Consider the following 13,326-nt stretch of genomic DNA (forward strand, 5'->3'; position numbering starts at 1 on the left):
GGGTGACCCCGGTCCTGGGCGTCGTCGATCATCGATTGGCGGGCCACTGCATTTTCTGGATAGATTGGCATGAGCGATAGCGTAGAACTCTTCACCGACGGCGCCTGCAAGGGCAACCCTGGCCCTGGCGGTTGGGGCGCATTGCTGGTGTGCAAGGGGGTCGAGAAGGAACTGTGGGGCGGCGAAGCCAACACCACCAATAACCGCATGGAACTGATGGGCGCGATTCGCGGCCTGGAAGAGCTCAAGCGTTCCTGCGACGTGTTGCTGGTGACCGACTCCCAGTACGTGATGAAAGGCATCAACGAGTGGATGGCCAACTGGAAAAAACGCGGCTGGAAAACCGCAGCGAAAGAGCCGGTCAAGAACGCCGACCTGTGGAAGCTGCTCGACGAGCAGGTCAATCGCCATAACGTCACCTGGAAATGGGTGCGCGGACACATTGGCCATCACGGCAACGAACGGGCCGACCAACTGGCCAACCGTGGCGTGGATGAAGTGCGCGGGTTCAAGCAAGCCTGAATGCAATCCCCCTGTAGGAGCTGCCGCAGGCTGCGATCTTTTGATCTTGATTTTTTTTGGATCGCAGAAAATCAAGAGCCAGATCAAAAGATCGCAGCCTGCGGCAGCTCCTACATTGACCGTATTCACGACGCAAACCTTGAGCGTGGTAGTATCCGCGCTTTTGCACGATTGACCGATTGAGAGCTGAGCACCCGATGGCCACCAGATCCGTTGTACTCGATACCGAAACCACCGGCATGCCGGTGACCGACGGCCACCGGATTATCGAAATCGGTTGTGTCGAGTTGATCGGCCGGCGCCTGACCGGCCGGCATTTTCACGTGTACCTGCAACCGGATCGCGAAAGTGACGAAGGCGCCATCGGCGTCCACGGCATCACCAACGAGTTCCTGGTGGGCAAGCCGCGTTTCGCCGAGGTGGCCGAAGAGTTCTTCGAGTTCATCAAGGGCGCGCAGCTGATCATCCATAACGCGGCGTTCGACGTTGGTTTCATCAACAACGAATTTGCCCTGATGGGCCAGCACGATCGTGCGGACATCACGCAACACTGCTCGATCCTCGATACCTTGATGATGGCCCGGGAACGACACCCGGGGCAGCGCAACAGCCTCGATGCCTTGTGCAAGCGCTATGGCGTCGACAACTCCGGCCGTGAGCTGCACGGCGCCTTGCTCGACTCCGAGATCCTGGCTGACGTCTACCTGACCATGACCGGCGGCCAGACCAGCCTGTCCCTGGCGGGCAATGCCTCGGATGGCAATGGCTCCGGCGAGGGTGCGGACAACTCCGCCACGGAAATCCGCCGCCTGCCGGCCAACCGCCAGCCGACGCGGATCATTCGCGCCAGTGAAGAAGATTTGGCCCAGCACATGAAGCGCTTGGAAATCATTAGCAAGTCCGCGGGTGGACCAGCTTTGTGGTTGCAGTTGGCTGAGGCTGAGGCCGAAGCGTCGGCGTAGGTCCTTTACAAGATCGCAGCCTCGTTTCACTCGACAGCTCCTACAGGTGAAATGAGGCTGCGATCTTTTGATCTTAAACAAGATCTGACGACCCATTTCAGTGCATCGCACTCGCCACATCCGCTCCAACCCTCTACCCTGAGGTGATTGGCAGTCTCTGGCCTGCCGCCTCAGGACACTGAGCACCATGTATAAAGATCTGAAATTCCCGGTCCTGATCGTCCATCGCGACATCAAGGCCGACACCGTCGCTGGCGATCGCGTGCGGGGGATCGCCCGGGAACTGGAGCAGGAAGGTTTCAGTATCGTCTCGGCGATGGATTACACCGAAGGCCGGCTGGTTGCCTCGACCCATCACGGGCTCTCCTGCATGCTGATCGCAGCGGAAGACGCCAGCGCTCATTCGCACTTGTTACAAAATATGGCCGAGTTGATCGGGCTGGCGCGGGTGCGTGCCCCGGACCTGCCCATTTTCGCCTTGGGTGAGCAAGTAACCCTGGAAAACGCGCCGGCCGACGCCATGGCCGAGCTCAATCAGTTACGCGGCATTCTCTACCTGTTCGAAGACACCGTGCCTTTCCTCGCCCGCCAAGTGGCGCGGGCCGCTCGCAAGTACCTGGATGGCTTGCTGCCGCCGTTCTTCAAGGCGTTGGTGCAACACACCGCCGATTCCAACTATTCCTGGCACACCCCCGGTCATGGCGGCGGGGTGGCGTATCACAAAAGCCCGGTAGGGCAGGCGTTCCACCAGTTTTTCGGGGAAAACACCCTGCGTTCGGATTTATCGGTATCGGTGCCGGAACTGGGCTCGCTACTGGATCACACAGGGCCCCTGGCCGAGGCGGAGGCGCGTGCGGCGCGTAACTTCGGCGCCGATCACACCTTCTTCGTGATCAATGGCACCTCGACCGCGAACAAGATCGTCTGGCACTCCATGGTCGCGCGCGACGATCTGGTGCTGGTGGACCGCAATTGCCACAAGTCGGTGTTGCACTCGATCATCATGACCGGTGCCATCCCGCTGTACCTGTGCCCTGAGCGCAATGAGCTGGGGATCATCGGCCCGATTCCGCTGAGCGAATTCAGCCGCGAATCGATCCAGTCCAAGATCGACGCCAGTCCGTTGACCCGGGGCCGGGCGCCAAAGGTCAAGCTGGCGGTGGTGACCAATTCGACGTACGACGGCCTCTGCTACAACGCCGAGCTGATCAAGCAGCAGTTGGGCAACAGTGTCGAGGTGTTGCACTTTGACGAGGCCTGGTATGCCTACGCGGCGTTCCATGAATTCTTCGCCGGGCGCTACGGCATGGGTACTTCCCGCAGTGAAGACAGTCCACTGGTGTTCACCACCCATTCCACGCACAAGCTGCTGGCAGCCTTCAGCCAGGCGTCGATGATTCATGTGCAGGACGGTGGTGCCCGGCAGCTGGACCGCGATCGTTTCAACGAAGCTTTCATGATGCACATCTCCACGTCGCCGCAGTACGGCATCATCGCTTCGCTGGATGTGGCGTCGGCGATGATGGAGGGCGGGGCCGGGCGTTCGCTGTTGCAGGAAATGTTCGACGAGGCCCTGAGTTTTCGCCGGGCGCTGGCCAATCTGCGCCAGCACATCGCCGCCGACGATTGGTGGTTTTCCATCTGGCAGCCGCCGTCGGTGGAAGGCATCGACCGGGTGGTGACCGAGGACTGGCTGTTGCAACCGGGGGATGACTGGCACGGCTTTGGCGAGGTGAGCGACGATTATGTCCTGCTCGATCCGATCAAGGTCAGCCTGGTGATGCCGGGCCTGACCGCGGGCGGTGCGCTTAGCGAACGCGGAATCCCGGCGGCGGTAGTCAGCAAGTTTCTCTGGGAGCGCGGGCTGGTGGTCGAAAAGACCGGGCTGTATTCGTTCCTTGTGTTGTTCTCGATGGGCATCACCAAGGGCAAGTGGAGCACGCTGCTCACCGAGTTGCTGGAGTTCAAGCGCAGCTACGACGCCAACGTCAGTCTGGCCAGTTGCCTGCCCTGTGTGGCTCAGCAGCACGGCGCGCGCTATCTGGGCATGGGCTTGCGTGACCTGTGCGATCAGCTGCACGCCTGTTACCGCAGCAATGCCACGGCCAAACATCTCAAGCGCATGTACACGGTTCTGCCGCAAATCGCCATGAAGCCGGCGGACGCCTATGATCATCTGGTGCGTGGCGAAGTTGAAGCGGTGTCGATCGATGCCCTGGAAGGGCGCATCGCTGCCGTCATGCTGGTACCGTACCCGCCGGGTATTCCGTTGATCATGCCCGGCGAGCGATTTACCGAAGCGACCCGCTCGATCATCGACTACCTGGCGTTTGCTCGCACGTTCGACAGCAGCTTCCCGGGTTTCGTCGCAGATGTGCACGGATTGCAACACGAAGACGAGGGCAATGGACGGCACTACACCGTCGATTGCATCAAGGAATGAGGACCTTTCCCAGTATGCAACCGGTCATGAATCCGAATTACCCAGGGCTGTCGGTGCGAGTCGCCGACGAGGGCTTTGCCGCTTACATCTGGGGCAGTGATTTCAGTTTTGAAGTCGCCGCCTACGGTGCTCCTGAAATAGGCCAGCCGGTGGAGCAGTGGCGGGTCACGCCGATCATCCCGTATCGCAAGTGCTATGGCATCGATCCGGAGGAGTTCAGCAGCTTTCGCGATGCCGCCGACAGTGCGATTTTCATGGCGTACCTGGACGATGAGCCTGTGGGCCACCTGGTGATCAGCACCAACTGGAACGGCTTTGCCCACATCGACGAACTGGCGGTGCACGCACCGGCCAGGCGCCACGGCGTGGCCAAGGCGTTGCTGGATGTCGCGCAGTTCTGGAGTCGCAAGAAGAAACTGCCGGGCATCATGCTCGAAACCCAGAACAATAACCTGGGCGCCTGCCGGCTTTACGAGCGTTGCGGCTACGTGATCGGCGGTATCGACCATCTGCGTTATCGCGGCATTGATCCCAATACCGCCGAAGTGGCGCTGTTCTGGTACCGATTCTTCGACAACCCGCTGGAACACCCGATCAGTTCGCCAACATCGCCGCGGCTTGTTCCGTGATGATCGCCAGCAACGCCTGAATGGCCGGCCCGGGCTCGCCGTTCTTCAGGGTCAAGGCGTAGAGGCTGACCGGCACGGCCGGTGCCAGCGGGCAGGCATCGAGCCCGGCCCCTTTGGCGCCGAGGGCGGTAAAGGGGTCGACAATGGCCAAACCTTCACCGGCCTCGACCATGCTGCGCATCATCTGGTGAGTCTGCACCCGGGTTTGTATGACCGGCGCCGGCCGCAGCGCATGCAGTTTGTGTTCAAGCGCCGGGCTGAGCGGGTCATGTCCTTCCAGGCCCACCATTGCCTGACCGGCCAGGTCCTGCAGCGAGATGTACTTCTGCTTGGGTTGCAGCCAGCCGTGGGGAGCGAGCAGCTGCAGCTTGCCTTGGGCGATCGGCTGACAATGGATATCGGCATGCTCGGGATCGTGCAGGCTCAGGCCGAGGTCGCTTTCGCGCAGCAACAGGCTTCGGACGATATCGCGGGTGGGTTGGCTCAGGAGCGTGCAGGGCGCGTCGGGCAGGCGACGGCGAAGGGCGGCGATGCTTTGCGGCAACAAGTGCTGGGCCAGGGGCGGGGTGCAGATGATGCGCAGCGGCGGGGCCAGGTATTGCCGCAGGCTGTTGGCCAGGCGTTGCACCGGTTCGAGGGCATCGTAGAGGCGGGTGATTTCGACCTGCAACTCCCGCGCCTCACGCGTGGCCTGCAAACGCCCGCGAACGCTGGCGAACAGCATGAAACCCAACTGATCCTCGGCGTCGCGCAGGATGCGTTCGACTTCGGCCACCGGCAACTGCAGCCATTCGGCGGCGGTGCCCAGGTGACCGGTCTGCAGGAGCGCCTGGATCACTTCGATATGGCGTAAGCGCATGCGTGAAGTCCATGTTCAGCAGGTGAGGAGTCAGTGTCTGAATCCTAACCCAAGTCTGCGCATCTGCCTTCTGCTCATAACACCAAGTTATGAAACGACGTTTACCGGTTCTCGGGTGATGGTCACGCCCGATTGCACCAGCATGAATTCGTTTTCATCGAGCTTGTTCACGCGATCGCCAATGGCCAGCTTATACGTGGTGACAGGCGTCGAGCCTGCGTAGCCGTCTGCCGGCGGGGTGGATTCCTGGAACTCATGTACGGAATAAATGCGGCCTTCCGCGTCTCTTGCATGGAACTGACCGACGAGTACTGCTGCCATCTGCTTAGAACCTCTGGAGATAAATCACTCAATGTGCGGTGGATAGACCGCCACTGAGCACGGTAAGTTTTCCTACGTAAAAAAAATATAATCAGGACGCAGATATACCCATGTTCATTGGTCGAACCGTCGCCTGATCATCTATAACTACAGGCTCCTCCCACGGACAATCGAGAGTCTTCCATGAGCAATGTCTATAACGTCGCCGTAGTGGTCGGCAGCCTGCGCAAAGCATCGATCAACCGCAAGGTCGCCCTCGCGCTGGCGGATCTGGCGCCGGCCAACCTCAAGCTGGAAATCGTCGAAATCGGTGATTTGCCACTGTACAACGAAGACATCGATGGTGCTTCACCGCCGGCAGCCTACAGTACTTTCCGACAACAAGTCAGTTCATCCGACGCAGTGCTGTTCGTCACCCCGGAATACAACCGTTCGGTGCCGGCCCCGTTGAAAAATGCCATCGACGTGGGTTCGCGGCCTTATGGCAAGAGTGCCTGGAGTGGCAAGCCGGGTGCGGTGATCAGTGTTTCCCCGGGTGCGGTCGGTGGATTCGGGGCCAATCACAACTTGCGCCAGTCCATGGTGTTTCTCGATGTGCCATTGATGCAGCAGCCTGAAGCCTACCTGGGCGGCGCCGGTTCCGCGTTCGACGAGGCGGGCAACCTGTCTGAATCCGTCAGGCCGTTCCTGCAGAAATTCATCGATGCCTACGGCAAGTGGGTTGAACAGCACAAGAAGCTTTGATGCTTTGGATTACGTAGCGCTGGCCAGTCGGCCACAGATCAGCGTTTCCATTTCCGACAACCATGCGGCGGTTTGCGCCGCCGCAGGTTGTGCAGTAACGCAATAACGCCGTCCGCCCCAGGCCATGATGACCCACGCATCGATGGTTGTCTGTGAGGGCTGAACAGGCAAGTCGCTACAGGCGGCGAGCGCTTCGCCCCATTTGCGTGACAGTTCTTCGAACACCCTTCGATGGTGTTTCGGCTCGGCGATCTGGTGTTCGATGAGCGAAACGGCATGGTTGAACAGGGGCTGGCGGTCGTCGACGGGATTGCAGGTCATGTAGATCAGGTGTTTGATCCGGGTCGGCCAGTCCAGGTCATTGGCTTGTACCACCGATTCATCCATGTGCTGTAACAGGGCATCCAGTTGATGCCGTATGTAACCGGACAGCAGCGCCTCCTTGCTCGGGAAATAGTCGTACAGCGTGCCAACCGCAACGCCTGCTTCCAGTGCCACTTCACGGGTGGTCAGACCGGCCCAGCCATTTCTTTGCCAAATCCGAACAAAAGCCTGGTAAATCGCTTCGACGGTGAAAATCGCCCGGGCCTGACTCGGCCGTTTCAGCGGTTTTGCCCGGGGATTGACGGCGGGCTCGCCGCCCTTGGAGTTTCCGAACCCGCTCTTCATTGGCTGCCATTACTCTGGTGCTACCCGCCACGTTTGCGCAGCAGGAGACTGAAAGATGCAAAGTCCAATTACCGTAACACGGCTGATCACCCGTAAAAACGCCCTTGACCAAAGCCGGATCGAGCAGGTGCAACGAAGCCTGATCCCGGCAGCCGGCGAGGTGATCCTGAAGATTGACCGTTGCGCGCTGACGACCAACAACATTACCTACGCCGCCTACGGCCATTCGATGAACTACTGGGGGTTCTTTCCTACAGGGTTGGCGGACTGGGGCCATGTGCCTGCCTGGGGATTCGCCGATGTCGTGGCGTCTGACGTGGCTGGCATCAAGATCGGAGAGCGCTTCTACGGCTACTTTCCCCTGGCCAGCCATCTGTGGATGCGCCCGGAGCGGGTCACCGAACGTGGTTTCTACGACGGTGCCGAACATCGACTCGGGCTGACCTCGGCGTACAACCAATACACCCGTTGCAGTTGGGATGCGTACTACAGCCCGAAAACCGAAAACCTGCAGATTCTGCTCAAGCCGCTGTTCCTGACCTCTTCCATGCTTGCGGACTTCTTGCAGGACAAGCAGTTCTTCGGAGCAGCCCGACTGGTGTTCTCCAGCGCTTCGAGCAAAACTGCCTATGGCACCGCAGTCTGCCTGGGCGATCATCCCGGGCTGGAACGGGTAGCGCTGACCTCTGCCGGCAACAAATCCTTTGTCGAGACCCTTGGGTGCTACGAGCGAGTGGTGTCTTACGCCGAGCTGGCGAACCTGCCCAATGACCGTCCTACGCTGTATGTGGACTTTTCCGGCGACCTTGATTTGCGTGACCGGGTGCACCGGCATTTTGCCGGGCGGTTGGTCTATAGCTGCTTTGCCGGCTCGGCGCAAAGTACCGATGAGGCTCGGCTTACGGCCATCGAGGGGCCGCAACCGGTGTTCTTTTTTGCGCCGATTCAGATCCGCAAGCGCAATGCCGAATGGGGGCCGGAAGGGGTGAGTCAGCATATTGGTGAGGGATTGCTGCAGTTTTTCCGGAAGGTGACGGGTGGTGAGCCGCCGTTGTTGGAGGTGGTGGAAGGTCATGGGTATGAAGCGGCGCAGGCGCTTATTTCCCGTTTGTTTCATGGAGAGGTCGCGCCGGTGGAGGGGCATGTGATTCGGTTGTGACCAGGTTGACCCCATCGCCAGCAGGCTGGCTCCCACAGGGGAATGCATTTCAAATGTGGGAGCCAGCCTGCTGGCGATGGGGCCAGTTGAATCAGCAAAAAACTCAACCCTGCCCCGGCACATTCGGCCAAAGATCGGCCACCAGAAACAACCGCTCCGCTTCTTCCCAGTCACCCAGGGCATTTTCCGTAAGACGCACCAGCAATTGCGCCGGCGCCAGAGGCTCCAGTTCGCTCAGCCAGGCATTGAGCTGTTCAGCGCCCCACGTCTGCTCCCCGGGGTAGTGCGCCGGTGCCAGCCAGGCATGGCGGGGCAGGGGTTGCCAGCGGCCGGGCGGGCTCTGGGCGAAAAACGCCGGCCAGTCCTTTTGATGCAGCCAGCGACCGCGCAAGTGCTGGGGATGCGCGCCACTGGGCGATGATGCCTGTCCCGGCCAGGGATAAAGCAAATAGCCGCCCAGCCACAAATGCGCATTGAACTGGCGGATATCCAGCGCCGCCAGCACCTCGCGACTCTCCGGGCGCGCGGAGATTGGCAGTTGGTGCTGGCTCAGGTGCGCCAGTTTGCGGTCCAGCCGATCGTGGCAACCCGGACCGAGCCACTGCGCGGCGTCTTGTCCGTCGCCGTTCTGCGGGCCGAGGTACAACTTGATCGCCAGTTCCAGGTGATGCACGCCGTCGCGATCGCGCAGCAGCATGTCCAGCTCGCCCAGGGTGTGACCCTCGCGACGGATCGGCATGTTGGCGGCAATCAACTCGATCCCCGGCGCATGCTGCACGGCGAACTGCCAGAGTCGCTCATAATAAAGGCCCAGGCGGCGGGTACGGGCCTGGGCCAGCCAGTGCAGCAAGCCGTAACTGTCCCGGTCGAGTTTTCGCAGCCAGTTTTCCAGCTGTTCCGGGGCCTGCACCCAGTCGCTGCCGGCCAGCGGATGACGTTGTGGCCAGGGCGTGGCGCTGAGCATCGGCGGGGCGAGGATGACCCACGCCAGGTCGCGCACTTCGGGGTGGCGCAACTGGTGGGGTAACTGCAGCAAATCTGGGAATAGGATCATCTTGCGAGCATAGCCCGAATCGCGGGCACACCTTGAAGCTGAAAGGATTTTGTCTATCCCGTGCTTTCGCCCATAATCGTGCTTTTCGCCGTCACAGAGCTTAGGGGCCCCATGGAGCAATTTCGCAATATCGGCATCATCGGTCGCCTGGGCAGTTCCCAGGTGCTGGATACCGTACGCCGACTGAAACGTTTTCTGCTCGATCGTCACCTGCACGTGATCCTCGAAGACACCATTGCCGAAGTCCTGCCGGGCCACGGTTTGCAAACCTCGTCGCGCAAGATGCTCGGTGAGGTCTGCGACATGGTCATCGTGGTGGGCGGTGATGGCAGCCTGCTGGGCGCGGCCCGTGCCCTGGCCAAGCACAATATCCCGGTGCTTGGCATCAACCGCGGCAGCCTGGGGTTTCTCACCGACATCCGCCCCGATGAGCTGGAAACCAAGGTCGCCGAAGTGCTTGACGGCCACTATCTGGTGGAAAACCGCTTTCTGCTGCAGGCCGAAGTTCGCCGCCACGCCGAAGCCATTGGCCAGGGCGATGCCCTGAACGATGTGGTGCTGCACCCCGGCAAATCGACACGCATGATCGAGTTCGAACTGTACATCGACGGCCAGTTCGTCTGCAGCCAGAAAGCCGACGGCCTGATCGTCGCCACGCCCACCGGTTCCACGGCCTATGCGCTCTCGGCCGGTGGCCCGATCATGCATCCCAAGCTCGACGCTATTGTGATTGTGCCGATGTACCCCCATACCTTGTCAGGCCGGCCGATTGTGGTCGATGGCAACAGTGAGCTGAAAATCGTCGTGTCCAAGGATATGCAGATTTACCCGCAAGTCTCGTGTGACGGGCAGAACCACTTTACCTGTGCGCCCGGCGACACCATCACCGTGAGCAAAAAGGCGCAGAAGTTGCGGCTGATCCACCCGCTCGATCACAACTACTATGAAGTGTGCCGGACCAAGCTCGGCTGGGGCAGCCGGTTGGGTGGTGGAGGCGACTGATGCTCGATCCCGCGCGTAGCTACGACCTGATCGGTGACGTGCACGGTTGCGCTCTGACCCTTGAGCACTTGCTCGACCGGCTCGGTTACCACAAGCAAGCGGGCGTCTGGCGCCATGCCTCGCGCATGGCGGTGTTCGTCGGCGACATCATCGACCGCGGTCCGCGGATTCGCGAGGCGCTGCACATCGTCCATGACATGGTCGAGGCCGGCCAGGCGCTGTGCATCATGGGCAACCACGAATTCAATGCCCTGGGCTGGGTCACCCCGGCGCTGCCTGGCAGCGGCAAGCAGTTCGTGCGCGAACACACCCCGCGCCATGCGCGCCTGCTGCACGAGACCCTGACCCAGTTCGAACACCATCCGGCGGACTGGCATGACTTCCAGCAGTGGTTCTATGAACTGCCGCTGTTCGTCGATGCCGGACGCTTCCGGGTGGTGCATGCCTGTTGGGACGCCGGCTTGATCGAGCCGCTGCGGGCCTTGTTCCCCGATGGCTGTGTCGATGAGCACTTCCTCCAGTCCTCGGCCGTGCCCGGCAGTTTCGCCTGCACCGTGTTCGACCGCCTGCTGCGCGGCACCGACATGCGCCTGCCCCATGGCCTGACCATGACCAGCGGCGACGGCCTGACCCGCGCGTTCTTCCGCACCAAATTCTGGGAAGAGGATCCGCAAACCTACGGAGACATCGTGTTCCAACCCGACGCCTTGCCCGACCCGGTGGCCCGCACGCCACTGTCGTCCACCGAGAAAAACACGCTGTTGCGCTACGGCATCGACGAGCCGTTGCTGTTCGTCGGCCATTACTGGCGCAGCGGCAAACCGGCACCGATTCGTCCGAACCTGGCGTGCCTGGACTACAGTGCGGTGCTCTACGGAAAACTGGTGGCCTATCGCCTGGACCAGGAAACCCGGCTCGACCCGCACAAGTTTGTCTGGGTCGATGTCGAGCGACCGGAGGTGTTGCAATGAGCAAGATCGCAGTCTTGCGCCTGCCGCTGGCGGTGGACCTGAGCGGTTTCGTCAAGTTGCTGCAACGCATGCAGGTGCCCCATCGGGTCAGCGAGGAAGCGGGCGAGCAGGTGCTGTGGGTGCCGGAAAACATCAGCCACGACGTGCGGGTGTTGTACGAGCGATATCCCGAGGGCGATCCGGAGCAGAAGCTCGACATTCCGGTGGCACAGACGATGCGACGGCCGAACTTCGCCGACCAGCTACGCCATGGCAAAGCCACTGCCACGGTGCTGCTGCTGAGCCTGATCGTCGGCGCGCTGACGCTGCTGGGCGATAACCTGACGACATTGCGCTGGCTGACCTTTCTCGATTTTCGCGTGGTCGGCGAGTACATCCATTTCGTACCGTTGGCCGACAGCCTGGCGGCGGGGCAATGGTGGCGCCTGGTGACACCGATGCTGATCCACTTCGGCATCCTGCACCTGGCCATGAACGGCATGTGGTATTGGGAGCTGGGGCGGCGCATCGAGTCGCGCCAGGGCAGTATCAACCTGATCGGTCTGACCTTGCTGTTCAGCCTCGTGTCCAACTATGCCCAGTATGTTTTCAGCGGCCCGACCCTGTTTGGCGGCTTGTCCGGCGTGCTGTACGGCCTGCTCGGGCACTGCTGGATCTTTCAGGTCCTGTCGCCGAACAGCGCCTATCGCCTGCCCCGCGGGGTGTTGGCGATGATGCTGATATGGCTGCTGCTGTGCCTGTCCGGGCTGGTCTCGATGATCGGCTTCGGCGAAATTGCCAACGCGGCCCACGTCGGCGGGTTGCTCGTCGGATGCTTGACCGGCTTGTTGGGTGGTTTGTACAACCGCCGTAAACTGGCCGCCTAAAACTGTTATGTGATTCAAAGAGCGCGGAGACCCAATGTCCTCTTTCAACGAAATGATCAAGAACATCACCCCGGACATCTACCAGAGCCTGAAACTGGCGGTGGAAATCGGTAAATGGTCCGACGGTGGCAAGCTCACCGCCGAACAACGCGAACTGTCGTTGCAGGCGATGATCGCCTGGGAAGTCAAGAACCTGCCTGAAGAAGAGCGTACTGGCTACATGGGCCCGCAGGAATGCAGCTCCAAGTCGATTCAAGTGCCCAATATCCTGTTCAAGTCGGATGCCATCCATTGATCGAGATTGGCCGCGGTGCAATCAGTAAAATGTCGGCGCGCCTGGACGGGCCGAACGTGCAATACGCATTTCGCCTGGGCGACGTCGAGGTTCCGGTCAATCCGTTGATCGGCACCACGGTGCGCCTGGAATACCTGGGGGCGATTCACTGCACCCATTGCGGACGCAAGACCAAGACCAGTTTCAGCCAGGGTTACTGCTACCCGTGCATGACCAAGCTGGCCCAGTGCGACGTGTGCATCATGAGCCCGGAACGCTGCCATTTCGACGCCGGAACCTGCCGGGAGCCGGAGTGGGGCCAGACGTTCTGCATGACCGATCACATCGTGTACCTGTCGAATTCCTCCGGGGTCAAGGTCGGGATCACCCGCGCCACCCAGTTGCCGACCCGCTGGATCGACCAGGGCGCCAGTCAGGCCTTGCCGATCATGCGCGTCGCGACCCGCCAGCAATCAGGCTTCGTCGAAGACCTGTTCCGCAGCCAGGTCGCCGACAAGACCAACTGGCGCGCCTTGCTCAAGGGCAATGCGGTGTCGGTGGACCTGCCGCAGATCCGTGACCAGTTGTTCGACAGCTGCGCCGAGGGTCTGCAAGGATTGCAGGAACGATTCGGCCTGCAGGCGATCCAGACGATTGCCGACGTCGAACCGCTGGAAATCCGCTTTCCGGTCGAGCAGTATCCGGCGAAGATCGTCAGCTTCAACCTGGACAAGAACCCGATTGCCGAAGGCACGCTGATGGGGATCAAGGGTCAGTACCTGATCTTCGATACCGGCGTGATCAACATTCGTAAATACACGGCTTATCAGCTCGCCGTGCATAGTTAAGGA

General features: G+C 60.8%; 15 protein-coding genes. 11 read left to right on the forward strand and 4 right to left on the reverse strand.

Annotated elements, in window-relative coordinates; genetic code table 11:
* Positions 1-69: 69 nt before the first annotated feature.
* From rnhA to ACM6I6_RS14860, 4 genes are all read left to right on the forward strand, one after another.
* Positions 70-522, forward strand: coding sequence for a ribonuclease HI (rnhA, locus tag ACM6I6_RS14845; RefSeq protein ID WP_008062270.1), 453 nt, complete (start codon positions 70-72; stop codon positions 520-522).
* 197 nt (positions 523-719) lie between these two features.
* Positions 720-1,484, forward strand: a complete 765-nt coding sequence (dnaQ, locus tag ACM6I6_RS14850) for a DNA polymerase III subunit epsilon (protein ID WP_406592201.1) — start codon at positions 720-722, stop codon at positions 1,482-1,484.
* A gap of 187 nt (positions 1,485-1,671) precedes the next feature.
* Complete coding sequence (locus ACM6I6_RS14855; protein WP_323605852.1) at positions 1,672-3,927, forward strand: Orn/Lys/Arg decarboxylase N-terminal domain-containing protein; 2,256 nt, start codon at positions 1,672-1,674, stop codon at positions 3,925-3,927.
* A gap of 14 nt (positions 3,928-3,941) precedes the next feature.
* A complete protein-coding gene (locus ACM6I6_RS14860) occupies positions 3,942-4,556 on the forward strand; it encodes a GNAT family N-acetyltransferase (protein ID WP_274077008.1) in 615 nt (204 codons plus the stop codon).
* On the opposite strand, the gene ACM6I6_RS14865 is transcribed toward ACM6I6_RS14860, so the two are convergent.
* Both ACM6I6_RS14865 and ACM6I6_RS14870 read right to left on the reverse strand, forming a co-directional pair.
* Positions 4,522-5,415: a LysR family transcriptional regulator gene (locus ACM6I6_RS14865; protein WP_274077007.1), complete on the reverse strand. Its 894-nt coding sequence runs from the start codon at positions 5,413-5,415 to the stop codon at positions 4,522-4,524. The two genes, ACM6I6_RS14860 and ACM6I6_RS14865, sit on opposite strands and share 35 nt — an antisense overlap.
* An 87-nt stretch (positions 5,416-5,502) precedes the next feature.
* A complete protein-coding gene (locus ACM6I6_RS14870; protein WP_274077006.1) occupies positions 5,503-5,736 on the reverse strand; it encodes a hypothetical protein in 234 nt (77 codons plus the stop codon).
* Between the two features lie 183 nt (positions 5,737-5,919).
* On the opposite strand from ACM6I6_RS14870, the gene ACM6I6_RS14875 reads away from it, so the two are divergent.
* Complete coding sequence (locus tag ACM6I6_RS14875) at positions 5,920-6,480, forward strand: NADPH-dependent FMN reductase (RefSeq protein WP_274077005.1); 561 nt, start codon at positions 5,920-5,922, stop codon at positions 6,478-6,480.
* Between the two features lie 9 nt (positions 6,481-6,489).
* Here ACM6I6_RS14875 and ACM6I6_RS14880 read toward each other — a convergent pair whose 3' ends face one another.
* Positions 6,490-7,149, reverse strand: a complete 660-nt coding sequence (locus tag ACM6I6_RS14880; protein WP_414920122.1) for a TetR/AcrR family transcriptional regulator — start codon at positions 7,147-7,149, stop codon at positions 6,490-6,492.
* 55 nt (positions 7,150-7,204) lie between these two features.
* Here ACM6I6_RS14880 and ACM6I6_RS14885 point away from each other — a divergent pair, with 55 nt between their 5' ends.
* Positions 7,205-8,308, forward strand: a complete 1,104-nt coding sequence (locus tag ACM6I6_RS14885; RefSeq protein ID WP_414920123.1) for a DUF2855 family protein — start codon at positions 7,205-7,207, stop codon at positions 8,306-8,308.
* Between the two features lie 103 nt (positions 8,309-8,411).
* On the opposite strand, the gene ACM6I6_RS14890 is transcribed toward ACM6I6_RS14885, so the two are convergent.
* Positions 8,412-9,362 carry a DUF1853 family protein gene (locus ACM6I6_RS14890; RefSeq protein WP_323626571.1) on the reverse strand — a complete coding sequence of 317 codons (951 nt, stop codon included), beginning with the start codon at positions 9,360-9,362 and terminating at the stop codon, positions 8,412-8,414.
* Positions 9,363-9,473: 111 nt separating this feature from the next.
* On the opposite strand from ACM6I6_RS14890, the gene ACM6I6_RS14895 reads away from it, so the two are divergent.
* Genes ACM6I6_RS14895 through ACM6I6_RS14915 form a run of 5 tightly spaced genes read left to right on the forward strand, consistent with a single transcriptional unit; the run spans position 9,474 to position 13,323 of the window.
* The gene (locus ACM6I6_RS14895; protein ID WP_274077001.1) at positions 9,474-10,364 is read left to right on the forward strand and encodes an NAD(+) kinase; all 891 of its coding nucleotides are present in this window, start codon (positions 9,474-9,476) and stop codon (positions 10,362-10,364) included.
* Entirely contained in the window at positions 10,364-11,335 is a 972-nt protein-coding gene (locus tag ACM6I6_RS14900; protein WP_274077000.1) for a metallophosphoesterase, read from the forward strand. The genes ACM6I6_RS14895 and ACM6I6_RS14900 overlap by 1 nt, the downstream gene beginning before the upstream one ends.
* Complete coding sequence (locus ACM6I6_RS14905) at positions 11,332-12,201, forward strand: rhomboid family intramembrane serine protease (RefSeq protein WP_323626573.1); 870 nt, start codon at positions 11,332-11,334, stop codon at positions 12,199-12,201. Before ACM6I6_RS14900 ends, ACM6I6_RS14905 begins: the two co-directional genes overlap by 4 nt.
* A 34-nt stretch (positions 12,202-12,235) precedes the next feature.
* Positions 12,236-12,496 (forward strand): YeaC family protein, encoded by a 261-nt coding sequence (locus ACM6I6_RS14910; RefSeq protein WP_274076998.1) that lies wholly within the window; start codon positions 12,236-12,238, stop codon positions 12,494-12,496.
* A complete protein-coding gene (locus tag ACM6I6_RS14915) occupies positions 12,493-13,323 on the forward strand; it encodes a DUF2797 domain-containing protein (protein ID WP_414920124.1) in 831 nt (276 codons plus the stop codon). The genes ACM6I6_RS14910 and ACM6I6_RS14915 overlap by 4 nt, the downstream gene beginning before the upstream one ends.
* Positions 13,324-13,326 lie beyond the last annotated feature (3 nt).

This window comes from Pseudomonas sp. IT-P218 (genome assembly GCF_949767605.1).
GTDB lineage: Bacteria > Pseudomonadota > Gammaproteobacteria > Pseudomonadales > Pseudomonadaceae > Aquipseudomonas > Aquipseudomonas putida_AE.